Raw genomic sequence first — 23,262 nt, 5'->3', positions numbered from 1 at the left:
TTGCAAATAACGGCGGACTCAACCCTTGAGGGAGTTGAGGTCTTCCGCATCGATACTGCTCTTGTTACGGAACAGCAGCACCAAGATCGCCAGACCGATAGCCGATTCCGCAGCAGCCACCGTCAGGATGAAAAACACGAATACCTGTCCGTGCATGTCGCCCAGGTAACTGGAAAACGCGACGAAGTTCGTGTTCACGGCCAGGAGCATCAGCTCGATGGCCATGAGCAAGACGATCAGGTTCTTGCGGTTCAGAAAAATGCCAACAACGGCGATCGCGAACAGCATCGCGCCCAACGTCAGAAAGTGGCCCAGAGTAAGCGTCATGCTTTTGTCTCCACTGCTGGCGCCGAAGCTTCGGCGGCAGGTTGTTGTGCAGGCTGAGTGACCGATTGCTTGACCAGCTTGATGCGGTCTTGCGCACGTACACGAATCTGCTGCGCCGGGTTGACGGCCTTGCTGTCCTTGCGCTTGCGCAGCGTCAGGGCAATGGCGGCAATCATGGCCACCAGCAGGATCACGGCAGCGATTTCCACGGGGTACAGATACTCCGTGTACAGCAGCTTGCCCAGTTCATGGGTGTTCGAATAAGGAACGGTCTGTCCAGCAGCGTTGACGATGGTGGCACTTGCTGCCTTCACATCTTCCACATCGCCGAAACCACCCATCAGAACCATGCCCATTTCAACGGCAATCAGCAAACCGAAGGGGGCTGCATACCAGAAATGCTTCCAGAAGCCGCGGCGTATGTCCTCGATACGGATATCGAGCATCATCACCACAAACAAGAACAGCACCATCACGGCACCCAGGTACACCAGTACCAGGGCAATGCCGAGGAATTCAGCCTTGAGCAGCAGCCAGATAGCCGCAGCTTGCGAGAAGGCCAGAATCAGATTGAGCACGGCATGCACAGGGTTGCGCGCCGTGACCACACGGAAGGCCGCAAACAGCAGCACAGCCGAGAACAGATAGAAAAAACCAGTTTTGGCGTCCATGGATCGAATCTTTTCAAGTGATCAAGGAGCCGCTTCAGCGGTACTTGGCATCTGCTGCCTTGTTGGCAGCGATCTCGGTTTCATAACGGTCACCCACTGCCAGGAGCATGTCCTTGGTGAAGTAGAGGTCACCGCGCTTTTCGCCGTGATATTCAAAGATGTGCGTCTCGACGATGGAATCCACCGGGCAGCTTTCTTCGCAGAAGCCGCAGAAGATGCACTTGGTCAAATCGATGTCGTAGCGCGTGGTACGGCGCGAGCCGTCATCACGCACATCGGACTCGATGGTGATCGCCATGGCAGGGCACACGGCTTCGCACAGCTTGCAGGCAATGCAGCGCTCTTCGCCGTTGTCATAACGGCGCAAAGCGTGCAGGCCACGAAAGCGCGGCGACTGAGGAGTCTTTTCTTCGGGGAACTGCACCGTGATCTTGCGACGGAAGGTGTAGCGGCCGGTCAGGGCCATGCCCTTGGCCAGTTCCCAGAGCATGAAGCTCTTGAAGAAATCTTTGATTGAGAATGGAGTTGCAGCGACTGCAGACATGTGTACCCCGCTTATTTCCAGATGTTCCAAGGCGAGTACAGCCAAGCACCCACAACAACCAACCACACCAGAGTGACTGGAATGAAGATCTTCCAGCCCAGACGCATGATCTGGTCATAACGGAAGCGCGGGAAGGTGGCGCGAATCCAGATGAAGCAGGACACGACCAGGAAGGTCTTGATCGCCAGCCAGATCCAGCCTGGGATAAAGCCCAGGAAGTCCACCGGAGGCAACCAGCCGCCCAGGAACAGAATCACGGCCAGGATGGACACCAGCCACATGCTGGCGTATTCGGCCAGGAAGAAGACTGCGAAGCCCATGCCCGAGTACTCCACCATGTGACCGGCCACGATTTCGGCTTCGCCTTCCACCACGTCAAACGGGTGACGGTTGGTTTCGGCAACGACGGAGATCAGGTAGACCACGAAAATGGGCAACAAAGGCAGCCAGTTCCAGGACAGGAAGCTCACGCCCATGGCGGCGAACTGGCCCTGGCCCTGGCTCAGCACGATCTGCGTCAGGTTCATGCTGCCGGTCACCATGATGACGACCAGGAAACAGAAGCCCAGAGCGATTTCGTAGCTCACCATCTGTGCAGAAGCACGCAGCGCGCCCAGGAAGGCGTACTTGGAGTTCGAGGCCCAGCCGGCAATGATCACGCCATAGACTTCAATCGAAGTGATGGCCATCATCAGCAGCAGACCTGCGTTCACGTTGGACAGCGCCACATCAGGCGCAAAGGGAACCACCACCCATGCAGCCAGGGCCGGCATGATGGCCATGACGGGGCCAACGTAGAACAGGCCCTTGGCAGCGCGTGTGGGCTGGATCAATTCCTTGGTCAGCAGCTTCAGGCCGTCGGCCAGAGGCTGCAGCAAACCCATGGGGCCCACGCGGTTGGGACCCAGGCGAATCTGCATGAAGCCAAGGAGCTTGCGCTCCCACAGCGTCAGATAGGCCACGGCACCCAGCAACGGAGCCACGATGGCCACGATACCCAGCAAAATCCAGATGACGGGCCAGGCCGCATCGGTCCAGAACGGGGCGGTGGACAGGCCGGCACCCCAGGCTTTCAATGCGTCGATCATGCGGCGCCTCCCTCATGAGCCAAACGGGCGTCGGCCGTCAACTGCAGCGATGTAGCGCGGCGCACGATGCTGTCGAGCTGGTAAATGCTTGCGACCACGGGAGCTGGCAAGTTGCCGGCGGCAGTCACGGTCACGGCGGCAGCCGTGGCATTGTTCAGCGCCGTTGCGGGCACCTGGTTGGCACCGGCGGTGGCAACAGCCAGCACGTCTTGCGAAGTCTCGAAATCCACGCCTGACACGCCCATCAGATTGGAGAGCACGCGCAGCACCTTCCATGCGGGACGGGTATCGGCCAGAGGCTTGACCACGGCGTGGAAGCTCTGGACGCGACCGTCGGCATTGACGAAGCTGCCCGAGGTTTCGGTGAACGGCGCAATGGGCAACAGCACATCGCTGAATTCCATATTGGCCTTAAAGGGGCTCAACGTCACCACCATCTGGGCCTTGCCCAGTGCCTGCACCGCTGCCTTGCCGGCAGCGCTGTCGAACTGGGGTTCGGTGTTCAGCAAGATGGCAGCCTTCAGACCGCCAGCCAGCATCTGGCCTGCGTTCTGGCCGTTGGCACCGGGAGTTGCCTTGACCCATTGCGCGCCCACGGTGTTGGCGGCTTCAGTCAGGTAACCCACGCTGGCACCGGTTTGCTCGGCAATCCAGTTGGCCAGGGCCAGCAGTGCAGATGCCTGGGCATGGTGCGCAGCGGCATTGCCCAACAGCACGGCCTTTTGCTCGCCCTTGAGCAGCGAAGCCGCAATGGCTTGTGCTTCAGCATGTGCCTGACCTGCCACTGGCGCATTCACGCCCTTGGCTTCGGCCACGGCAGCGGCCACATCGGCCAGAGCCTGGGTCCAGTCGGCGGCTGCGACCACGGAGGCGGCGACGGGCAAAGCCCAGTCATACACTCTCTCATTGATAGCAAACACCGCACAGCCCTTCTTGGCTGCCTGGCGAATACGCTGTGCAAACAGCGGGTGATCCTTGCGCAGGTTGGAGCCCACGATCAGCGCGGACTGCAAATTGCTCAGTGCCGTGATGGGCAGACCCAGCCACTGCACGCCCTTGGCGGCGGTGAACTCGGCATTGCGCAGGCGGTAGTCGATGTTCTCGCTACCCAGGCCGCGTACCAGCTTGCCGGCCAGGAACAGTTCTTCCAACGTGCTGTGCGGGCTCACCAGAGCGCCGATGGCGTTTGCGCCATGGTCGTTCTTGATTTGCTGCAGACCATTGGCCACGTATTCCAGCGCGGTTTGCCAGTCGACTGGTTTCCACTCTCCGCCCTGCTTGAGCATGGGCTGAGTCAGGCGTTCGTCGCTGTTGAGCGCTTCGTAGGAGAAACGGTCGCGGTCGGCAATCCAGCATTCATTGACGTCGTCGTTCTCGAAAGGGACAACGCGCATGACCTTGTGGTTCTTGACCTGCACGATCAGGTTGGAACCTGTGGAATCGTGGGGCGACACCGACTTGCGGCGCGACAGTTCCCAGGTACGGGCGCTGTAGCGGAAAGGCTTGCTGGTCAACGCGCCCACCGGGCAGATGTCGATCATATTGCCCGAGAGCTCGGAATCCACCGTATCGCCCACCACCGTGGTGATCTCGGAGTGTTCGCCGCGGTGAATCATGCCCAGTTCCATGACGCCGGCCATTTCCTGGCCGAAGCGCACGCAACGGGTGCAATGGATGCAGCGGCTCATTTCCTGCATGGAAATCAGCGGACCAACGTCCTTTACAGGCACCACACGCTTTTCTTCTTCGTAGCGCGAGCTGCTGCTGCCGTAGCCAACTGCCAGATCCTGGAGCTGGCATTCGCCGCCCTGGTCGCAGATGGGACAGTCGAGCGGGTGATTGATGAGCAAAAACTCCATCACCGACTGTTGGGCCTTGATGGCCTTTTCGCTCTTGGTGCGCACGATCATGCCTTGCGTCACGGGCGTGGCGCAGGCGGGCATGGGCTTGGGAGCCTTTTCAACATCCACAAGGCACATGCGGCAGTTAGCCGCAATGGAGAGCTTCTTGTGATAGCAGAAGTGAGGAATATAGGTGCCGGCCTTCTCGGCAGCATGCATGACCATGCTGCCTTCCAGGACCTCTACCTTTTTTCCGTCCAGTTCAATTTCAACCATATGCTTGTCTCGCGATCAGGCGCTTACGCGGCCTGCTTGGAAGCGTTCTGGATCTTCGCTTCAAACTCGTGGCGGAAGTGCTTGATCATGGCACGCACCGGCATGGCTGCCGCATCGCCCAGCGCACAGATGGTGCGCCCCATGATGTTCACGGACACCGAGTCCAACAGCTCGATATCTTCCGGACGGCCTTCGCCGTGCTGAATACGATTGACCACGCGCCACAGCCAGCCCGTGCCTTCTCGGCAAGGCGTGCATTGGCCGCAGGACTCGTGGGAATAGAAGTACGACAGGCGCAGCAGGCTCTCGACCATGTCACGCGAATCGTCCATCACGATCACGGCACCGGAACCCAGCATGGAGCCTGCCTTGGAGATGGAGTCATAGTCCATCGTGCATTCCATGATGACGTCCGCAGGCAGCACCGGCGACGAAGAGCCCCCAGGGATCACGGCCTTGAGCTTGCGGCCGGTGCGCACACCGCCCGCCAGTTCCAGCAGCTTGCTGAAAGGCGTGCCCATGGGAACTTCGTAGTTGCCGGGCAGGTTCACATCGCCGCTGACCGAGAAAATCTTGGTACCGCCGTTGTTGGGCTTGCCGCATTCCAGGTAAGCCTGGCCGCCGTTGCGGATGATCCAGGGAACGGCCGCAAAGGTTTCGGTGTTGTTGATGGTCGTGGGCTTGCCGTACAGACCGAAGCTGGCCGGAAACGGTGGCTTGAAGCGGGGCTGACCCTTCTTGCCTTCCAGCGATTCCAGCAGCGCGGTTTCTTCGCCGCAGATATAGGCGCCGAAGCCATGGTGAGCATGCAGCTGAAAGCTGAAGCTGCTGCCCATAATGTTGTCACCCAGGAAACCGGCGGCACGGGCTTCTTCCAGAGCGGCTTCAAAGCGGTCATAGACCTCGAAGATTTCGCCGTGGATGTAGTTGTAGCCGATGCTGATACCCATCGCATACGCGGCAATGATCATGCCTTCGATGACGATATGGGGGTTGAACATCAGGATGTCGCGGTCCTTGCAGGTACCGGGCTCGCCCTCGTCCGAGTTGCACACCAGGTGCTTCTGGCCGGGGAACTGGCGGGGCATGAAACTCCACTTCAGGCCCGTGGGAAAACCGGCACCACCGCGGCCACGCAGACCGGATTCCTTCATGGTGGCAATGACCTGATCTTGCGTCAGACCTTCGCCGCCATCCTTGCCCAGCAGCTTGCGCAGGGCCACATAGCCGCCACGCGCTTCGTAGTCCTTGATGGACCAGTTGCTGCCGTTCAGATCCGCATAGATTTGCGGATCGATGTGGCGATCATGAAAGCAGGTTTCATTGCCTGTGGAGGCGAACTTGGCCAGCACGGCATTGGCAGCAGGATTGTTCAGGATCGTGCTCATGCCTTGCCCTCCGCTGCGCGCAGGCCGTCGACCAACTCGTCCAGCTTGTCATTGCTCATGAAGCTGCACATGCAACGATCGTTGACCAGCATCACGGGCGAATCGGCGCAGGCACCCAGGCACTCGGACTGCTGCAGCGTGAACAGACCATCTTTGGTGGTCTCGCCCATCTTGATGCCCAGCTTGTGCTCCAGGTGGTGCAGTGCCTTGTAGCCGTCACGCAGCTGGCAAGGCAGGTTGGTGCACACATTGAGCTTGTACTTGCCAACGGGATGCTGGTTGTACATGTTGTAGAAGGTGGTCACTTCGCGCACGGCGATTTCGGGCATGCCCAGGACCTCGGCAATCACAGCCTCGCTCTCCTGGCTTACCCAGCCCTGCTCCTGCTGCACGATGGACAGGCAGGCCATGACGGCAGACTGTTTCTGTTCAGCCGGATACTTGGCCACCTCACGCGCAAAGCGTTCTCTGGTCGCTGCGGTAATCATCGGTCAACGTCTCCAAACACGATGTCCAAGGTACTGAGCACCATCACGGCGTCAGCCAGCATGTGACCGCGGCTCATTTCATCGAGAGCGGCCATGTGCACGAATCCTGGTGGACGAATCTTCAAGCGATAGGGCTTGTTGGCTCCATCGCTGATCAAATAAATACCAAACTCACCCTTGGGGTGCTCGACGGCGGCATAGGCCTCGCCTTCGGGAACCGCGAAGCCTTCGGTAAAGAGCTTGAAGTGGTGGATCAGCTCTTCCATGTTGGACTTCATGGCTTCGCGATGCGGAGGAGCCACCTTGTGATTGTCCGTAATCACCGGGCCGGGATTGACACGCAACCAATCCACGCACTGCTTGATGATCTTGTTGGATTCGCGCATTTCAGCCACGCGAACCAGGTAACGGTCGTAGCAGTCGCCGGTCGCGCCCACGGGCACATCGAAGTCCATTTTGTCGTAGACATCGTAGGGCTGCGTCTTGCGCAGATCCCAGGCCACGCCGGAGCCGCGCAACATCGGGCCGGTCATCCCCCAGTTGATGGCACGTTCCGGAGTCACCACGCCGATATCGACGTTGCGTTGTTTCCAGATACGGTTATCGGTCAGCAGGGTTTCGTATTCGTCCGCGCACTTGGGGAAGCGCTGGGTAAAGGCTTCGATGAAGTCCAGCAGCGATCCCTGGCGGTCTTCATTCATCTGCTCCAATGCGCGCGCATTGTGCAGCTTGTTGGCCTTGTACTGGGGCATGGTGTCCGGCAGGTCGCGGTACACGCCGCCTGGTCGGAAATACGCCGCGTGCATACGCGCACCGGAGACTGCCTCATACATGTCCATCAGCGCTTCGCGCTCACGGAAGGTATAGATCAGAATGGTGGAGCTGCCGGCATCGTTGCCCGAGGAGCCCAGCCACATCAGGTGATTCATGATGCGGGTGATTTCCGAGAACATCACACGGATGTACTGGGCGCGCACGGGCACTTCCAGGCCCAGCAGTTTTTCAATGGCCAGACAGTAGGCGTGCTCGTTGCACATCATGGACACATAGTCCAGGCGGTCCATATAGGGCAGCGACTGGATATAGGTCTTGGTCTCAGCCAGTTTCTCGGTACCGCGATGCAGCAGGCCGATGTGGGGGTCAGCACGCTGCACCACCTCACCGTCGAGCTCCAGCACCAGACGCAGCACACCGTGCGCTGCCGGGTGCTGCGGACCAAAGTTCAGGGAATAGTTCTTGATTTCAGCCATGGTCTTCCGTCAGAAGGCGACGCGCGCCTTTAGTGCAGGCCTCCGCCGTAATTGTCTTCACGGATGATGCGCGGAGTGATTTCTCGCGGCTCGATCGTGACGGGCTGGTACACCACACGTTGCTGCTCGGCGTCGTAACGCATTTCCACATAGCCCGAGATGGGGAAGTCTTTGCGGAAAGGGTGGCCGATAAAGCCATAGTCGGTCAGGATGCGACGCAGATCGTCGTGGCCATCGAATACGATGCCGAACAGGTCGAAGGCTTCGCGCTCGAACCAGCCGGCGGCATTCCAGATGTCGTTGATCGAAGCGACCACGGGGAAATCGTCATCCGCGCAGAACACGCGCACACGCAGGCGCTGGTTCAAGGTCAGAGACATCAGGTGCGACACCACGGCAAAACGCGGGCCTTCCTTGCCCACTTCGGCATAGGTGGAGTAGTCCACACCGCACAGGTCCATCAGCATCTCGAACTTGCAGCCTTCTGCATTGCGCAGGATCTGCATGACTTCGACATACTGGTCCGCCGACACTTCCACCGTCACTTCGCCCAGAGCCAAGGTCACGTTACGTACCTTGTCGCCCAACGCCGAAGTCACCACATCCCGCAGTTTTTCGGGGTGAATTGCAATTGCAGTCATCTCAACCCTTTAAACGCGAGCAATGGTGTGAGTGCGGCGGATCTTCTGCTGCAGCTGGATGATCCCGTAGATCAACGCTTCTGCAGTCGGAGGACAGCCAGGCACATAAACATCCACCGGGACAATGCGGTCGCAACCGCGCACCACGGAGTAGCTGTAGTGATAGTAGCCACCGCCATTGGCGCAAGAGCCCATGGAAATCACCCAACGGGGTTCCGACATCTGGTCGTACACCTTGCGCATGGCCGGAGCCATCTTGTTGCACAAGGTACCGGCCACAATCATCAAGTCCGAGTGGCGGGGGCTGGCACGAAACACTTCGGAGCCGAAGCGACCGATGTCATAACGCGCAGCCGCTGCGTGCATCATTTCCACAGCACAGCAAGCCAGACCAAATGTCATGGGCCAGATCGACCCTGTTTTGGCCCAGTTCACCACCGCGTCATAGCTGGTGGTGACAAAGCCTTCCTTCATCACGCCTTCGATCATCGTGTTTCCTTAGAGTAGCCGCTCATTCCCAATCCAGGGCACCTTTTTTCCACTCGTAGGCAAAGCCCACGACCAGAACGGCCAGGAAGATGAGAACAGCAACGAATCCTGCTCCACCCACGTCCTTGAGCGCGACAGCCCAAGGCAGCAGAAATGCGATTTCCAAATCGAACAGGATAAACAGGATGGCGACGAGGTAGTAGCGCACGTCAAATTTCATGCGCGCATCTTCAAACGCCTCAAAACCGCATTCATAGGGAGAGTTCTTGGCCGCATCAGGACGATTGGGACCCAGAACGTAACCGAGCACCAGGGGCACTACACCCACAGCGATGCCAATAAGAATGAACAAGAGAACGGGAAGGTACTGATCGATGTTCATCAGTGTGGGCCTTGTATTAAAGACATGCCTCACCGATCACCGCCTGATCAGCAGGGCAGGCTTTTAGTTATGTGTTGGTGCCGTCGGCGAGACTCGAACTCGCACAGCTTTCGCCACTACCCCCTCAAGATAGCGTGTCTACCAATTCCACCACGACGGCTTCGTCTCAATTGTCCGGCAACCTCGGAAACCTTCGTTGCAAAGATTTTGATCCCCAGACAATCCATAGATTCTAGCTTGAAAAACCCCTGCTTTTAGGAGTTCTTCAAGTTTTCATCAAATTATTTCGCAGGAGTTTGCGCTGCACCTTCTGTGCCGGCTGCAGGAGCCACGGGAGCTGGCACGGATGCATCAGGAATGGCCGCAGGTGCAGCGGGTGCTGCAGGCGCGGTGACAGGCACATTCTCCAGCACGCTGCCGGAGCTGACGGGACGGTTATTACCCAGGTAGGCCAGAGCCAGGGTGGTAATGAAGAACACAGTGGCCAGAGCCGCCGTGGTACGCGACAGGAAGTTGGCACTGCCCGATGCACCGAAGAGGCTGCCGGAGCTGCCGCTACCAAACGAGGCACCCATGTCGGCGCCCTTGCCATGCTGAATGAGGATCAGGCCGATCATGGCCAACGCGGCCAGCATCTGGACCGCGAGAATCACGTTGGATAAGAATGAGACGTTCATATATAAACCTGCTAATTGTTTGCTCTGCTGCGCTTTGCCAAGGCAAGGCGCTTATTGCGCAGCCGCAATAATGGTCAAGAAATCCGCCGCCTTGAGAGCGGCACCACCCACCAGACCACCGTCGATATCGGCTTGCGCCAGCAACTGGGCCGCATTGACCGCATTCATGCTGCCACCATAGAGCAGCGGCACACGGCCCGCTTTTTCGGTAGCCGCCGCCAGCTGCGCACGCAGCACGGCATGCACTTCCTGGGCCTGCTCGGGGCTGGCCGTCTTGCCAGTACCGATGGCCCAGACGGGCTCATAGGCCACCACCAACTCGCTCACGCACAGACCCACCTGATGAATCACGGCCGCCAGTTGGCGTTTGACCACCACTTCGGTCTGACCGGCTTCGCGCTCCTGCAAGGTTTCACCCACGCAAACGATGGGAGTGATGCCCTTGGCCAAAGCAGCCTGCGCCTTCAGCGCAACCACCGCATCCGTTTCGCCATGGTATTGGCGACGCTCGGAGTGACCGACCAGCGCATAGCGCACGCCAAACTCCTTGAGCATGGCGGCAGAGTTTTCACCGGTGAACGCACCCTGCTCATGCTGGGACACGTCTTGCGCTGCCACATCAATAGCAGAACCCGCAAGCTCCGCCTGAATCTGAGCCAGATATACCGCAGGTGCAGCCACTGCCACACCGGCCTTGTTATCCGCAGGCAAGCCTTGCTTGAGTGCCTGCAGCAAAGCTGCGTTGGCAGCCAGGCTGCCGTTCATCTTCCAGTTGCCGACAATGAGTTTTTGCTTCATTTTTCCCAAGTCAAAACGATTTTTCCGGTGTGCTGACTCGACTCCATCAGCGCATGCGCTGCTGCTGCGTCGGCCGCATCGAATTCACGATAAATGGCTGGGCGCACGGTTCCGGCTTCCAACATGGGCCAAACCTTGCGCTGCAGCGCCTGCGCAATAGCGGCCTTGAAGGCCACCGAACGCGGGCGCAATGTGGAACCTGTAATGGTCAGGCGCTTGCGCAGCACCAGACCGGCATCGAACTCAGCCTTGACGCCGCCCTGCACCGCAATGATGACCAGACGACCATCGGCTGCCATGCATTGCACTTCGCGCGCTACATAGCTGCCGGCGACCATGTCCAGCACGACATTGACGCCCTCGCCTTGCGTGATGCGCAGCACTTCTGCGCCAAAGTCCTGGGTCTTGTAGTTGATGGCGTGATCGGCACCGAGCTTGAGGCAATCCTCGCACTTGGCGTCCGAGCCCGCCGTCACAATGACTTTGGCACCCCAGGCCTTGGCAATCTGAATGGCAGTAACGCCAATACCGCTGCTGCCGCCTTGCACCAGCAAGGTCTCGCCCGACTGCAGCGCACAACGATCGAACACATTGCTCCAGACCGTAAAAAAGGTCTCGGGCAAAGCAGCGGCCTGTACATCGCTAAAGCCTTGCGGCACCGGCAGACATTGCTGCACCGGCGCCACGCAGTACTGCGCATAACCGCCACCAGCGACCAACGCACAGACGCGATCGCCAATCTTCAATCCAGCTTGCGCCATGGCCGCTTCATCGCCGGAGACGATGATCCCCGCCACTTCCAGACCCGGAAGATCGGAAGCACCGGGCGGTGGAGCGTAATGGCCTTTGCGCTGCAGCACGTCAGGGCGGTTGATGCCGCTGGCGGCCACACGGATCAGCAATTCGCCCTCAGCCGCCACCGGCATGGGACGCACACCCATGCGCAGCACGTCGGGCGCGCCAAAGGCGGTGATTTCTACCGCACGCATTGTGTTGTGTTCCATATCAGAGCCTAGGTTTCAAAGTCAAATCAGGCTTGAGCCTTAATGGATCAAGCGCAAGAAGCTATCAATACAAGAGCATCCACAGCAAGGCAGCTCAAGCACAAACGGGAACCCTCCATACAGAGGATTCCCGCTCAGCGATTACTGCTGTTGCTGTTGTTGCTGGTCGTCAGCGCCGCCGCGGTTTTCGCGTGGCTCACGGTTCTCGCGGGGTTCGCGCGAGTCACGGTTCTGACGGGGAGCACGTTCGCGGTACTCGCGGGGTTCGCGAGGCTCACGCTCAGGCATGCCGGCGGGACGCTCGGTCAAAGCCTTCATGGACAGCTTGACGCGACCCTTGTCGTCGGTTTCCAGAACCTTGACCTTGATGACCTGACCTTCTTGCAGGTAGTCGGTCACTTTTTCCACACGCTCGTGAGCGATCTGGCTGATGTGCAGCAGACCGTCCTTGCCGGGCAGCAGGTTGATCAGAGCACCGAATTCCAGGATCTTGACGATAGGGCCTTCGTAGATCTTGCCGATTTCGACTTCAGCCGTGATCTGTTCGATACGCAGCTTGGCAGCTTCAGCCTTCGCGCCGTCAGTGGCGGCGATGGTGATGGTGCCGTCTTCCTCGATGTTGATCTGGGTGCCGGTTTCTTCGGTCAGCGCACGGATGGTGGCGCCGCCCTTGCCGATCACGTCACGGATCTTCTCGGGGTTGATCTTCATGGTGAACAGCTTGGGAGCGAAATCGGACACTTCGGTCTTGGCTTCGCCCATGGCTTCCTGCATCTTGCCCAGGATGTGCATGCGCGCTTCCTTGGCTTGTGCCAGTGCCACTTGCATGATTTCCTTGGTAATGCCCTGGATCTTGATGTCCATCTGCAAAGCCGTGATACCGCTGGTGGTACCGGCCACCTTGAAGTCCATGTCGCCCAAGTGATCTTCGTCACCCAGGATGTCGGTCAACACGGCAAAGCGGCTGTCTTCCTTGATCAGGCCCATGGCGATACCAGCCACGTGTGCCTTCATGGGAACGCCGGCATCCATCATGGACAGGCAGCCGCCGCAGACCGAAGCCATGGACGAGGAGCCGTTGGATTCCGTGATTTCCGACACCACGCGGATGGTGTAGGGGAACTCTTCCTTGGTGGGCAGGCAAGCGGCCAGAGCACGCTTGGCCAGACGGCCGTGGCCGATTTCGCGGCGCTTAGTCGAACCCATGCGGCCCACTTCGCCGGTGGCAAAGGGAGGCATGTTGTAGTGGAACAGGAAGCGGTCTTCGAACTCGCCGGACAGTGCGTCGATACGCTGTGCATCGCGCTCGGTGCCCAGAGTGGAGATCACCAAAGCCTGTGTTTCACCGCGGGTGAACAGGGCCGAACCGTGGGTACGGGGCAGCACGGAGTTGCGGATCTCGATGGGGCGCACGGTGCGGGTGTCGCGGCCGTCGATGCGGGGCTCACCGGCCAGAATTTGCGAGCGAACGATGCTGGCTTCGATATCGAACAGCATGCTTTCGACCTTGACGCCGTCAAACGCCACGCCTTGCTCGGTCAGGCCGGCCTTCACGTCGGCGTATGCCAGACGGCAAGCGTGCGTGCGCACTTGCTTGTTGCGCTCTTGATAAGCGGCGCGCAGCTTGGCTTCGCCCAGCTCGGCCACCTTGGCGATCAGAGCTTCGTCCTTGGCAGGCGCAGTCCAGTCCCACACGGGCTTGCCGGCGTCACGCACCAGTTCGTGAATGGCGTTGATGGCGACCTGGCCTTGCTCGTGGCCGTAAACCACGGCGCCCAGCATGACTTCTTCAGGCAGCTGTTGGGCTTCGGATTCCACCATCAGCACAGCGGCTTCGGTACCGGCAACCACCAGATCCATCAGCGAATCCTTGCGCTGGGTCTGACCGGGGTTGAGCACGTACTCGCCATTGATGTAACCCACGCGGGCCGCACCGATGGGGCCGTTGAAAGGCAGGCCGGACACCGACAGGGCGGCGGACACAGCGATCATCGCAGCGATGTCGGCATCCACTTCGGGGTTCAACGAGATGGTGTGGATGACCACGTGCACGTCGTTGTAGAAGCCTTCTGGGAACAGAGGACGGATGGGACGGTCGATCAGACGCGAAGTCAGAGTCTCCAGCTCCGAAGGCTTGGCTTCGCGCTTGAAGAAGCTGCCGGGGATCTTGCCTGCAGCATATGTCTTCTCGATGTAATCAACGGTCAGGGGGAAGAAATCCTGGCCCGACTTGGCAATCTTGGAACCCACCACGGTGGCCAGCACCACGGTGTCGTCGATATTGACCAGCACGGCGCCGGAGGCCTGACGGGCGATTTCGCCGGTTTCCATGGTGACCGTGTGCTGGCCCCATTGGAAAGTCTTGGTCACTTTATTGAACATGGTCATCTTGACTCCTTGTTTGATAGCCGAATGTGCACATCCAGCCTATAAGTGGAGTGCAAACAGAACACGATGCCATTCCAGTGCTGCGCTTAATGCTATGAATAGTGCAGCATTGGAATGACACAGCTTCGCTCTGTTTTGCTTTCTCCGAAGTAAAAAACGCCTGAGCTAGCGTGCTAACTCAGGCGTTTCGATCTTGCACTGTGCTTACTTACGCAGGCCCAGCTTGGCGATCAGAGCGGTGTAACGCTCAGCGTCCTTGGACTTCAGGTAGTCCAGCAGCTTACGACGACGGCTCACCATGCGCAGCAGGCCGCGACGACCGTGGTGGTCCTTGGCGTTTGCCTTGAAGTGAGGAGTCAGTTCGTTGATGCGAGCAGTCAGCAGGGCCACTTGCACTTCTGGGCTACCAGTGTCGTTTTCGGAACGAGCGTTAGCCTTGACAACTTCAGCCTTGATAGAGGCAGCGATCATTTTGTTTTCCTTGGAGATTGGCACTCGGCAGGCGAGCACCTTGGTTACTTGCGCCGGGGCTGGAAAGGCTCTGGCGTGCGTCTTGCACCATGCAAAACCTGTCGATTATATCAAGAGCCTCTCAACCCTCCCAAACACCCACCCCAAGCGCAGTCATGTGAGCCGCCGAGATCAAGGTAAACCCCGGCAAATCGAGCTGGTTTCAGACTCAACAATGCGCAGGTCTGCCACCTTCGAGGAAAGCACGATGCCCGCACTGAACTCCAAGTTTGTCGCCACTGTCGCTTTAGCTGTGCTGAGCGCAAGCCTGACCCTACGTACCCCGCAAGCACAGGCCGCGAGCACGAACAAAGCAGAAAAACGCCAAAGTGGGCGCATCAAGATCCAGAACATTCGCAGCAGTTCCGAAGAAACGCCTGCAGAGCGAGATCGCAGGCTGTATCGCGAATGCCAAGGCAGACCCAACGCCGGAGCTTGCGCGGGGTATACGCACAAACCGCCCAAAGGAAAGCGTTAAACATCCGCGGCTGCGTGACCGTCGGTCCAGGCTTCAACACGCACCTTTCGGGTGCAGTGGCTCCATCAGCCCAAGGAGCCGCTTATCCAGCAAACACGACCTTCAGTCCAAGTGCTACGCACAAAGCATTCAGCGCTATCTAGCATGGCGCCATGAATGCTAGTGTTAACCACACATCCAGGCACCCTTTTGGGCGCCCCCCTCAAAACTGTCCAGGCTTCACATCTATCGAGCTGCTGACAGTTATTGCCATTATTGGCGTACTTGCGGCCATTGCCGTTCCAAGCTTTAAGCCCATTATTCAACGCTGGAGCGTTCGATCCGTCACCGAATCCATGGTCAGCACCTTGTATTTGGCAAGAGCCGAAGCCATCAAACGCGGCGGCGGTGTGGTGATTCGAAAAAAAACCAACAACACCGATGGCTGCACACTTGCCCCCACCAATCAAGACTGGGGCTGTGGTTGGGGTATTTTTTACACCGACAACGCTGGCAATCTTGCTCCTATAAAAAGTATTTCCCCCGCCAAAGGCATTGAAGTCACCGTCGCCAGCAGTGGCGGATCGATTACTTTGGATCGCTGGGGAAAGATGAGCGGCATCAATGCCAAAGGCATCTACATATTACCCGCCGGTGGTAATTTAAACCCACCAGCACAAGGCATATGCAGCAGTTCCGGCGGAAGAATACGCGTCATCGGAGATCCGCCATGCACATAAAAACAAGCAGAAAACAAAATGGCTTTACTTTAATAGAGTCCTTGATCGCCATTCTACTAACAGCTCTCGGCATACTGGGGATATTAGGCGTTCAGATGAGAACTTTGGCAAATACCCAAGACACGATGCGCAGAACGCAAAGCATACGCCTGATCGAGGACTTGAGTGAGCGGATAAAAAATCAAACTAGCGGCATTGCCAACGCCAGTCAATACACGACAAGCTGGGTAGATTTAACGCAATCCATCACGACCCCTTCAGCCGATTGCACAACCACCAACTGCACTGCAGTTCAACTGGCTGATTTTGATAAAAATATTTGGCTCAACTCTGTCAAAAATAGTCTACCTCTTGGCAAGGTACGCGTTTTTGCAACTGCGGACGGAAAGTCTTTGGGCGTCATGCTGGCATGGCGCTCCAATGAAAGCAGCGCAGGAACTATGGCCGCAGCACAAGCCGTAGACGCCTCAGGAGCTACGGTGCAGTGCCCCAAACTCAACGCCAATGACGACAACAGTCCAAATATGAGTTGCCATCTTCAGTTCATCAGCCTGGAAGAACGATGCCAAACCATTGGATCAACTGCCTACTGCGCTTCTAATTAGTCGTCAACATGACTCATATATTTTCAAATAGCAGTTTTAAATGCAGGCCATATCAGCAAGGTTTGACATTGATTGAACTCATGATAGGTATTGCACTTGGATTGCTTGCGATTGCAGTTGCCATGGGGGCTTTACTCGCATCCAAAAATGCCAGCACTACGACCTCTGACAGCACTACCATGCAACAACAAGCGTCTTTTGTTTTTCGAGTGATTGGGCAACAGATACGCCAAGCGGGCAGTCTTTCTTTGAAACCTTCAGATAGCCATCTCGAAACCGCTCAATTCATTGATAGTACGTCACTGAGCAGCTATACAGCAATATCCGGAAAAGACGCCCCTGGCAGCAGCGAATATTTATTCACAGTTGTCTATCAAAATTCACCTAGTGAAAAACTTTATCCCATATCAAGTGGCACTGCCTCCACGGGAGCACAATTAAGAAATTGCCTCGGAGAAAACCCCTCGTCATCGCCACCCGCAGCACTTCAAAACGCCTTCAAGCGGGATGGCAACATACTGTACTGTGCCGGTACAGGTAGCAAACAGCCACTCATTGGTGGAGACTCGGCAAACGATATCAAAGTCAAAAATTTCCAGGTTCGTTATCTTAGACAAACCGGAGAGACGAATCCGACATTCACCTATGTCACAGCGGCAGCGCTCACAGATAAGATCTCTTGGTCACAGGTGCAATCCATCGAGGTGTGCCTTGAGTTGGAAGGCAGCGAAAATATAGATACGGTTGGATCAAGCTATATCAATTGCAACAATCAATCGGTGTCTCGCGGAAGTAGATTACGCAGCGTTTTTAGAAATACATTTCGATCTCGCAGCGATGCATGGCCAGTCAGCAATTGAAAGTCGAATTATGACTCCATCAACAAGAAAATTACAGCAAGGTGCGGCGCTATATGTCGTAGTCGTACTGGTTTTACTCTCCATGTTGATAGCATTATGGGCTTCGCGATCCGCCATTTTCAATGAGCTTGTAGCAGGCAACGATGCAGATTATCAGAGGGCCATGGAATCCGCCCAGGCCATGGTACAGGATGCGCAAGACGATATTTATCGACACCTTTACGATGGTACAAAATCCTCATTACGAACTGGCAGCACCCAGCAATTCCCGGGAAGTCAAACTATTTATTTTGGCAGCTGGAGTAATGGACTATCTGCACAAACTCTTCAGTGCAAAGATGCAATCTGCCTAAGAAGAACAAATGCAGAAGACTTCTGGAACGACCCTACGACCCTGCAATCCATGCTGACTCTTGGTGCCAGGTATGGACAATATTCCGGTGCAAAGCAAACAGGATCCACCACCATAACTCCTCCCAACCCCATCTTATCAATGACCGATGGAAATAAAGGAGCTTGGTACTGGATAGAGCCCATGCCTTACGGAACATCAGGATTAAGCCCTGGTGGAAATACAAGCAAGCTGATTCAAGGAACAAACACATCTGTAACCGATGCAGACATGGTTTTTAGAATTACTGCCTTGGCTTTTGGTATCAAAGGATCCAGTAGCAGCACAGCATTCAAAGATCATTCACCCACAACCGCAGTGATTCAAACAATAGTATCTATGCCGGCCATTACAGGTGAATAGCATGAAAAAAAAATCAACAACTCACATACTCACTTCATCTTTGATGCTTGCAGGGCTACTAACGCCTCATTATGTATTATCAACCCCCCTTAGCCTTGTACAGCGCCCAGCAGGCAGTGCAAGTGTGGAACCCGCACCCAATGTTATTATCTCCGTCGACGACTCTGGCAGTATGGGCGCGTCCGGAATCTCAAGCCTCAAAAGTGCACTAAAAGATACTTTTGCAGCGAGCAATATCCCAGACAACCGATTACGGATAGCATGGCAATCCATGAATGGCTGCGACGAAATCCCCAGCAGCAATTGCAGCAACAAAAATACACTAAAAATTCTAGATACCGCCCACCGCACCAATTTTCTAACTTGGGTTGACACCCTTGTGGCATCTGGCGGAACGCCTTCACACAAAATGGTCAGAAATGCGGGTGATTTTCTGATGCGTACAGATTTAGGAATTAACTCTCCTTGGGCAGAAATCCCTGGAACCAGGACAGGAAATATTCTGTCATGCAGAAAATCTTTTCATATCTTCATGACGGATGGCGGCTGGAATGGCTCTGCAAAGACCACAAATGCCATGATAGATGCAGACAGAGACACATACCCGGCCATAACAAAAACAAATATTGACAATATATCAACACCGCTACCAGATGGAGTCAACACCTACGACCCTTCACAGCCTTATGCCAATATTTATAAGGATGACTGGGGTGGAGAATATACTCGAAGCAATAAAAAAGATGCAATAAACACACTATCTGACTTGGCTTTTTATTATTGGTCGAGAGATCTACAACCATCCATCGCCAATGAAGTAAAGCCCATTATAAAAATTAGTGATCAAAAAACAATAACAGGATCAAATAATAGATCAATCACCTTTAGCCCATACTGGAATCCCGAGAACAATCCGGCAACTTGGCAAAATTTAATCACTTACACCATCGGCTTTAACAATGCCGCAAGCTGGGGCTCCTTGCTGACATGGGGTGGGACCACGCATTCCGGAGCCGACTACAATGATTTAGCCACAGGCGCAAAGAAGTGGCCTACCGTTTTATGCAATAATTCAAATAATTATGCATCCAATGGCAATCAATCCTGCGATGGATCTACTGGCTACAACGCTTACATAAATAGAGACAATCGCACTACTGAGTTATGGCACATGGCCATTAATAGCCGAGGGAAGTTTGTTCCCGCCAGCAATAGTGAAGACTTGAAAAATGCTTTCAAAGATATTGTAAGCAGCATCATTGAAGACACCACACAGCCCGTCACAGGTTATGCAGGCTCGTCAGACTCCATTAATGGAAATGACGCAAAACTTTACACATCCACCTATGATGCTAACGGCTGGAAAGGCGCAGTTTCCTCTCAAATAATAACTACAGAAACAGGCGCGTTATCAGACAATACTGACTGGGGCGTAAACACTAGCAATAGAGCCGCGAACACCGCAGATAAGCTCAATGCTCGCATCTCGCAAATCAGTAGTCGTCTGATATTAAGCAGCAATGGGATTGGTGGTATCAGCTTTAACTACACCAACCTCGGTGATGCGCAAAAAACAAGCCTCACCGCATCTCTAGCAAGCAACGCGACCAGCGCCGCCAGAACAGCACTTGGCACAGCCATAGCGGACTTTATTCGTGGAGATAACTCCAATTATGGAAAAACGGTCCAGGGACTGACCTTCAGAACAAGAACCTCCATACAAGGGGATATTGTTAACTCTTCAATATGGTATACCGGCGCCCCCAGCCAAGGCTACAGCCAGGCGGGCTATGCCTTGTTTGCAGAACGCCATAGTACACGCACCCCCATGCTTTATGTGGGTGGCAATGATGGAATGCTGCACGGATTCTCGGCGATTGATGGGCAGGAGAGGATTGCCTATGTTCCACAAGGCGTCATAGCCAATCTGCCACAACTCGCCAACAGCAGTTATAGCCACCGCTATTTTGTAGACGGCTCTGCATTTTCGGGTGACGTCGATATCGGTTCGACCAGTAGCAATGCTGCCGATCGTTGGCGCACAATGTTGATAGGTAGTCTGGGGGCAGGAGGTAAAGGCTACTTTGTGCTGGATGTGACTCAACCTGGAGCGACTGTATCTAGTGGATATGCAAGCAACTTCTCTACCTCAAATGCAGGTGGTCTGGTAGTCATGGACAACACAGCAGGAACTGATGCAGATATCGGAAATATTTTCAGCGCTCCGGTGGTTAGCGAATACAACTCGCAGATTTCGACTCAAGTTGTCAAAATGAACAATAACCGCTGGGCTGTAGTGATGGGCAATGGCATCAACAGCACAAATGAAAGACCGGTTCTGCTAATTCAATATCTGGATGGAAGTAAAGAGCTTTTGAAAATTACCGCAGCATCGTCCGGTGCCAATGCCAGCAGTAACGGATTGGCCGCTCCGCGCCTGGTAGACCTCAACGCAGACGGCACTCCCGATATCATCTATGCGGGTGATTTACGTGGGAATTTGTGGAAATTCAATGTTGCCAGCGATACATCACAAAATTGGGGCGTTGCTTTCAATGGATCACCTTTATTTACGGCCAGTTATACGGCCAACAATGCGACCACCATTCAACCAATTACAACAAGCCCCTTGGTCAGAATAAACAAAAGCGCGGGTGGACTAATGGTAGCGTTTGGCACAGGAATTAATGTTACCGAAGAGAATAGAACAGATATTTCCAAACAAAGCTTTTATTCTGTTCTTGATAACACGCGCTATAAGGTATGCATTGCAGGAGATAGCTCATGCACAGCGGGAAAAATTATCGTGGACGCGCAGGCTGCAACGCCTACCACAGTGAGCAAAAATAACTTAGTCGCCAGAAGTTTTTCAAATAATGCGATTGCAGGCTCCGGAAATAGTACAAATCAAGATTTCTGGAATATGGGCACTCAAACCGCACTCAGCTACCTCAACAGCAAAGGCTGGTATTTTGATTTACCTGAAACAGGAGAAAGGGTCATTCGAAACCCTGTATTTTATACAGCGTCCAGCAATGTTATCAACATACGCTCCGACGTTCCCGCATCCGGGGGGAACACCGAAGGAGAGACATGCGAGCCAACATCGACTCCCGCCAAGGCCTGGAGCAGTCTTTTGGGCATTGAATTTGGTCTCAAGCCAACACAACAGCTAATTGATACCAACGGAGATGGACTCTACAACTCATCGGATAATGGAACGAATCGAATGACAGACTCCCCACAGGGAATTTCATTTAAAACCGGCGCTGGCAAAGTAAACATCGGAAACCAGCAGACGTCCAAGACCGGAAAGCTGAGCAACCCTGTTTCGTCTCTGAATTGGCGCCAACTTCAGTGAAATCAAATCAAATGAATACCAAGAAAGAACAAAATGGATTTACGCTGATTGAGCTGATGATTACGGTGGCGGTTGTCGGAATCCTGACCTCCATCGCATATCCCAGCTATGCGGAATACATTCGTCGTGGGCATAGAAACGAAGCCAAAGCAGGTCTGCAGCAGGCCGCACTATGGATGGAGCGGGCCGCCACGGCCAACGGCATCTACCCCATCACCTCCGATAGCACACAAAAAACAGCCATGGACAAGATGCTGGGCCAATACAGCAGCGCTTACTACACCTTGAGTTTTTCAAGTTCAGATACATCCTCCTTTGTGCTACAGGCTATCCCCCAGGGGGGCCAAGCGTCAGACAAATGCAAAACGCTGACGTTCAATCAAGCAGGGCTCATGGGAGCCAACGGCAAAACCCAAGGCACCTCAGGCTACGACGCAGACTGCTGGGGCAAGTAATCCCTTCGAGGACTGCATTACCATCGTGGGCAAGATGACCCATCACACCCACTTCATGCAACTAGCGCTTGAGCAGGCCGCTCAAGCGCTTTTTCTTTCCTCACCCAATCCCCGCGTCGGTTGTGTGATCGTCGACTCTGCCGGCCACGTGATTGGCCAAGGCTTTACCCAGCAGGCTGGCGGCCCGCATGCCGAAGTGATGGCACTGCGTGATGCAACGGCCAAAGGTAACGATGTGCAGGGTGCCACTGCCTATGTAACGCTGGAACCCTGCTCTCACCACGGCCGTACCGGGCCATGTTGCGATGCCTTGATCGCCGCAGGCATTGGCAAGGTAGTAGGGGCATTGACTGACCCCAACCCGCAAGTAGCCGGCCGCGGCTTTGCCAGGCTGCGCGCCGCAGGCGTGAAGGTGGAGATCGGCCCTGGCGCTGCACAGTCGCGCGAGCTCAACATCGGTTTTTTCAGCCGCATGATTCGCGGTACGCCATGGGTTCGCATGAAGGCCGCCAGTTCGCTCGACGGCGCAACCGCCCTGCACAACGGTGCGAGCCAGTGGATCACCTCCCCTCAGGCCCGTGCCGACGGTCATGCCTGGCGCGCCCGCGCCTGTGCGATTTTGACGGGCATAGGCACGGTGCTGGAAGACAATCCACGCCTGAACGTGCGCGATATAGCAACGCCACGCCAGCCGCGTATTGCCGTGGTCGACAGCAAGCTGGACATACCGCTGGATGCTCATGTTTTGAAAGCACCTAGCGGCTGCCTTATCTACAGCTGCAGTGCAAATCAATCCAAAATCGATGCACTGCAAGCGTTAGGCGCTACTGTTATTCATGCACCCAATACGCATGGCAAGGTCGACCTGGCTGCTATGCTGCGCGATCTCGCCCAACGCGGCACCAACGAACTGCATGTAGAGGCCGGTTTCAAACTCAATGGCTCGCTGCTGCGCGAAGCGTTGGTGGACGAATTGCTGCTTTATCAGGCACCCAAGCTGCTGGGCGCGGGTGCCATGGGCATTGCCAATATCGGCCCGCTGGATACGCTGGACCAAGCAGTTGCTCTGGAGCTGCACGATGTGCAGCGCATGGGCCCGGATCTGCGCATCATTGCCCGTATCCAGAACCGCGCGGCTTTTTAAAGCACGACAGCACTTTGCAGATCAGAGCCAACGCTCCCGCCTCCGTCCGACAAGCAGCAGGCCAGCGCCGGGCTATATCTTGACCATGTCCGACCTTGCAGCCTCCGCATACTCAACCCCGCCA

24 protein-coding genes and 1 tRNA gene are annotated in these 23,262 nt (G+C 55.8%); 8 read left to right on the top strand and 17 right to left on the bottom strand.

Going from position 1 to position 23,262, the window contains the following annotated elements; all coding sequences use genetic code 11:
* Window positions 1–18 precede the first annotated feature (18 nt).
* The 17 genes from nuoK to rpsO all read right to left on the bottom strand — a co-directional run bounded on the left by nuoK (window position 19) and on the right by rpsO (window position 14,723).
* Window positions 19–327, bottom strand: coding sequence for an NADH-quinone oxidoreductase subunit NuoK (nuoK, locus tag ACNAZA_RS02885; protein WP_120966649.1), 309 nt, complete (start codon window positions 325–327; stop codon window positions 19–21).
* On the bottom strand, window positions 324–998 hold the full coding sequence (locus ACNAZA_RS02880) for an NADH-quinone oxidoreductase subunit J (RefSeq protein WP_415794868.1): 675 nt from the start codon (window positions 996–998) through the stop codon (window positions 324–326). The genes nuoK and ACNAZA_RS02880 overlap by 4 nt, the downstream gene beginning before the upstream one ends.
* A gap of 34 nt (window positions 999–1,032) precedes the next feature.
* Window positions 1,033–1,542 carry an NADH-quinone oxidoreductase subunit NuoI gene (gene nuoI, locus ACNAZA_RS02875; RefSeq protein ID WP_415794867.1) on the bottom strand — a complete coding sequence of 170 codons (510 nt, stop codon included), beginning with the start codon at window positions 1,540–1,542 and terminating at the stop codon, window positions 1,033–1,035.
* An 11-nt stretch (window positions 1,543–1,553) separates the two neighbouring features.
* On the bottom strand, window positions 1,554–2,630 hold the full coding sequence (gene nuoH, locus ACNAZA_RS02870) for an NADH-quinone oxidoreductase subunit NuoH (RefSeq protein WP_415794866.1): 1,077 nt from the start codon (window positions 2,628–2,630) through the stop codon (window positions 1,554–1,556).
* Entirely contained in the window at window positions 2,627–4,747 is a 2,121-nt protein-coding gene (gene nuoG, locus ACNAZA_RS02865; RefSeq protein WP_415794865.1) for an NADH-quinone oxidoreductase subunit NuoG, read from the bottom strand. Before nuoG ends, nuoH begins: the two co-directional genes overlap by 4 nt.
* Window positions 4,748–4,770: 23 nt before the next feature.
* Complete coding sequence (gene nuoF / locus ACNAZA_RS02860; RefSeq protein WP_120966644.1) at window positions 4,771–6,135, bottom strand: NADH-quinone oxidoreductase subunit NuoF; 1,365 nt, start codon at window positions 6,133–6,135, stop codon at window positions 4,771–4,773.
* A complete protein-coding gene (gene nuoE / locus ACNAZA_RS02855) occupies window positions 6,132–6,623 on the bottom strand; it encodes an NADH-quinone oxidoreductase subunit NuoE (RefSeq protein ID WP_415794864.1) in 492 nt (163 codons plus the stop codon). Before nuoE ends, nuoF begins: the two co-directional genes overlap by 4 nt.
* Window positions 6,620–7,873, bottom strand: coding sequence for an NADH-quinone oxidoreductase subunit D (locus tag ACNAZA_RS02850; protein WP_120966642.1), 1,254 nt, complete (start codon window positions 7,871–7,873; stop codon window positions 6,620–6,622). The genes nuoE and ACNAZA_RS02850 overlap by 4 nt, the downstream gene beginning before the upstream one ends.
* 29 nt (window positions 7,874–7,902) lie before the next feature.
* Complete coding sequence (locus ACNAZA_RS02845) at window positions 7,903–8,514, bottom strand: NADH-quinone oxidoreductase subunit C (protein WP_120966641.1); 612 nt, start codon at window positions 8,512–8,514, stop codon at window positions 7,903–7,905.
* 9 nt (window positions 8,515–8,523) lie between these two features.
* A complete protein-coding gene (locus ACNAZA_RS02840) occupies window positions 8,524–9,003 on the bottom strand; it encodes a NuoB/complex I 20 kDa subunit family protein (protein ID WP_027016838.1) in 480 nt (159 codons plus the stop codon).
* 22 nt (window positions 9,004–9,025) lie between these two features.
* Window positions 9,026–9,385 carry an NADH-quinone oxidoreductase subunit A gene (locus ACNAZA_RS02835; protein WP_120966640.1) on the bottom strand — a complete coding sequence of 120 codons (360 nt, stop codon included), beginning with the start codon at window positions 9,383–9,385 and terminating at the stop codon, window positions 9,026–9,028.
* A gap of 75 nt (window positions 9,386–9,460) precedes the next feature.
* Window positions 9,461–9,545: transfer RNA gene (locus ACNAZA_RS02830), tRNA-Leu, on the bottom strand.
* A gap of 121 nt (window positions 9,546–9,666) precedes the next feature.
* Window positions 9,667–10,062 (bottom strand): preprotein translocase subunit SecG, encoded by a 396-nt coding sequence (gene secG, locus ACNAZA_RS02825; RefSeq protein ID WP_120966639.1) that lies wholly within the window; start codon window positions 10,060–10,062, stop codon window positions 9,667–9,669.
* Window positions 10,063–10,113: 51 nt separating this feature from the next.
* A complete protein-coding gene (gene tpiA, locus ACNAZA_RS02820; RefSeq protein ID WP_415794863.1) occupies window positions 10,114–10,860 on the bottom strand; it encodes a triose-phosphate isomerase in 747 nt (248 codons plus the stop codon).
* Entirely contained in the window at window positions 10,857–11,849 is a 993-nt protein-coding gene (locus ACNAZA_RS02815) for an NAD(P)H-quinone oxidoreductase (RefSeq protein ID WP_415794922.1), read from the bottom strand. Before ACNAZA_RS02815 ends, tpiA begins: the two co-directional genes overlap by 4 nt.
* Before the next feature lie 156 nt (window positions 11,850–12,005).
* Complete coding sequence (gene pnp, locus ACNAZA_RS02810) at window positions 12,006–14,252, bottom strand: polyribonucleotide nucleotidyltransferase (protein ID WP_415794862.1); 2,247 nt, start codon at window positions 14,250–14,252, stop codon at window positions 12,006–12,008.
* A 204-nt stretch (window positions 14,253–14,456) separates the two neighbouring features.
* On the bottom strand, window positions 14,457–14,723 hold the full coding sequence (gene rpsO, locus ACNAZA_RS02805) for a 30S ribosomal protein S15 (protein ID WP_099738165.1): 267 nt from the start codon (window positions 14,721–14,723) through the stop codon (window positions 14,457–14,459).
* Between the two features lie 247 nt (window positions 14,724–14,970).
* Between rpsO and ACNAZA_RS02800 the strand changes: the two genes are divergently transcribed.
* The 8 genes from ACNAZA_RS02800 (at window position 14,971) to ribD (ending at window position 23,138) form a co-directional block, all read left to right on the top strand.
* Entirely contained in the window at window positions 14,971–15,240 is a 270-nt protein-coding gene (locus ACNAZA_RS02800; RefSeq protein WP_415794861.1) for a hypothetical protein, read from the top strand.
* 152 nt (window positions 15,241–15,392) lie between these two features.
* The gene (locus ACNAZA_RS02795) at window positions 15,393–15,959 is read left to right on the top strand and encodes a GspH/FimT family pseudopilin (protein ID WP_415794859.1); all 567 of its coding nucleotides are present in this window, start codon (window positions 15,393–15,395) and stop codon (window positions 15,957–15,959) included.
* Window positions 15,950–16,564: a type IV pilus modification protein PilV gene (gene pilV, locus ACNAZA_RS02790; protein ID WP_415794857.1), complete on the top strand. Its 615-nt coding sequence runs from the start codon at window positions 15,950–15,952 to the stop codon at window positions 16,562–16,564. The genes ACNAZA_RS02795 and pilV overlap by 10 nt, the downstream gene beginning before the upstream one ends.
* A gap of 8 nt (window positions 16,565–16,572) precedes the next feature.
* Window positions 16,573–17,424: a PilW family protein gene (locus ACNAZA_RS02785; RefSeq protein WP_415794856.1), complete on the top strand. Its 852-nt coding sequence runs from the start codon at window positions 16,573–16,575 to the stop codon at window positions 17,422–17,424.
* Between the two features lie 10 nt (window positions 17,425–17,434).
* Window positions 17,435–18,178, top strand: coding sequence for a pilus assembly PilX family protein (locus tag ACNAZA_RS02780; protein ID WP_415794855.1), 744 nt, complete (start codon window positions 17,435–17,437; stop codon window positions 18,176–18,178).
* A gap of 1 nt (window position 18,179) precedes the next feature.
* Entirely contained in the window at window positions 18,180–21,539 is a 3,360-nt protein-coding gene (locus tag ACNAZA_RS02775) for a pilus assembly protein (protein WP_415794854.1), read from the top strand.
* An 11-nt stretch (window positions 21,540–21,550) separates the two neighbouring features.
* A complete protein-coding gene (locus ACNAZA_RS02770) occupies window positions 21,551–21,994 on the top strand; it encodes a type IV pilin protein (protein WP_415794853.1) in 444 nt (147 codons plus the stop codon).
* A 34-nt stretch (window positions 21,995–22,028) separates the two neighbouring features.
* Window positions 22,029–23,138, top strand: a complete 1,110-nt coding sequence (gene ribD, locus ACNAZA_RS02765; RefSeq protein ID WP_415794921.1) for a bifunctional diaminohydroxyphosphoribosylaminopyrimidine deaminase/5-amino-6-(5-phosphoribosylamino)uracil reductase RibD — start codon at window positions 22,029–22,031, stop codon at window positions 23,136–23,138.
* Window positions 23,139–23,262: the final 124 nt, after the last annotated feature.

The organism is Comamonas aquatilis, from assembly GCF_965139575.1.
GTDB lineage: Bacteria > Pseudomonadota > Gammaproteobacteria > Burkholderiales > Burkholderiaceae_C > Comamonas > Comamonas aquatilis.
Note: the sequence above shows the minus strand (reverse complement) of the source record. Positions and strands in the feature narration are given on the sequence as shown.

Bases quoted from the DNA above. Each gene is read 5' to 3' on its own strand.
- ACNAZA_RS02845 (WP_120966641.1), bottom strand. From the start codon at position 8,514: ATGACTGCAATTGCAATTCACCCCGAAAAACTGCGGGATGTGGTGACT.
- ACNAZA_RS02770 (WP_415794853.1), top strand. From the start codon at position 21,551: ATGAATACCAAGAAAGAACAAAATGGATTTACGCTGATTGAGCTGATG.
- tpiA (WP_415794863.1), bottom strand. From the start codon at position 10,860: ATGAAGCAAAAACTCATTGTCGGCAACTGGAAGATGAACGGCAGCCTG.
- rpsO (WP_099738165.1), bottom strand. From the start codon at position 14,723: ATGATCGCTGCCTCTATCAAGGCTGAAGTTGTCAAGGCTAACGCTCGT.
- ACNAZA_RS02880 (WP_415794868.1), bottom strand. From the start codon at position 998: ATGGACGCCAAAACTGGTTTTTTCTATCTGTTCTCGGCTGTGCTGCTG.
- ACNAZA_RS02775 (WP_415794854.1), top strand. From the start codon at position 18,180: ATGAAAAAAAAATCAACAACTCACATACTCACTTCATCTTTGATGCTT.
- nuoH (WP_415794866.1), bottom strand. From the start codon at position 2,630: ATGATCGACGCATTGAAAGCCTGGGGTGCCGGCCTGTCCACCGCCCCG.
- ACNAZA_RS02840 (WP_027016838.1), bottom strand. From the start codon at position 9,003: ATGATCGAAGGCGTGATGAAGGAAGGCTTTGTCACCACCAGCTATGAC.
- ACNAZA_RS02780 (WP_415794855.1), top strand. From the start codon at position 17,435: ATGACTCCATCAACAAGAAAATTACAGCAAGGTGCGGCGCTATATGTC.
- ACNAZA_RS02835 (WP_120966640.1), bottom strand. From the start codon at position 9,385: ATGAACATCGATCAGTACCTTCCCGTTCTCTTGTTCATTCTTATTGGC.
- secG (WP_120966639.1), bottom strand. From the start codon at position 10,062: ATGAACGTCTCATTCTTATCCAACGTGATTCTCGCGGTCCAGATGCTG.
- ACNAZA_RS02815 (WP_415794922.1), bottom strand. From the start codon at position 11,849: ATGCGTGCGGTAGAAATCACCGCCTTTGGCGCGCCCGACGTGCTGCGC.
- nuoK (WP_120966649.1), bottom strand. From the start codon at position 327: ATGACGCTTACTCTGGGCCACTTTCTGACGTTGGGCGCGATGCTGTTC.
- nuoI (WP_415794867.1), bottom strand. From the start codon at position 1,542: ATGTCTGCAGTCGCTGCAACTCCATTCTCAATCAAAGATTTCTTCAAG.
- pilV (WP_415794857.1), top strand. From the start codon at position 15,950: ATGCACATAAAAACAAGCAGAAAACAAAATGGCTTTACTTTAATAGAG.
- ACNAZA_RS02800 (WP_415794861.1), top strand. From the start codon at position 14,971: ATGCCCGCACTGAACTCCAAGTTTGTCGCCACTGTCGCTTTAGCTGTG.
- nuoF (WP_120966644.1), bottom strand. From the start codon at position 6,135: ATGAGCACGATCCTGAACAATCCTGCTGCCAATGCCGTGCTGGCCAAG.
- pnp (WP_415794862.1), bottom strand. From the start codon at position 14,252: ATGACCATGTTCAATAAAGTGACCAAGACTTTCCAATGGGGCCAGCAC.
- ACNAZA_RS02785 (WP_415794856.1), top strand. From the start codon at position 16,573: ATGACTCATATATTTTCAAATAGCAGTTTTAAATGCAGGCCATATCAG.
- nuoG (WP_415794865.1), bottom strand. From the start codon at position 4,747: ATGGTTGAAATTGAACTGGACGGAAAAAAGGTAGAGGTCCTGGAAGGC.
- ribD (WP_415794921.1), top strand. From the start codon at position 22,029: ATGACCCATCACACCCACTTCATGCAACTAGCGCTTGAGCAGGCCGCT.
- ACNAZA_RS02850 (WP_120966642.1), bottom strand. From the start codon at position 7,873: ATGGCTGAAATCAAGAACTATTCCCTGAACTTTGGTCCGCAGCACCCG.
- ACNAZA_RS02795 (WP_415794859.1), top strand. From the start codon at position 15,393: ATGAATGCTAGTGTTAACCACACATCCAGGCACCCTTTTGGGCGCCCC.
- nuoE (WP_415794864.1), bottom strand. From the start codon at position 6,623: ATGATTACCGCAGCGACCAGAGAACGCTTTGCGCGTGAGGTGGCCAAG.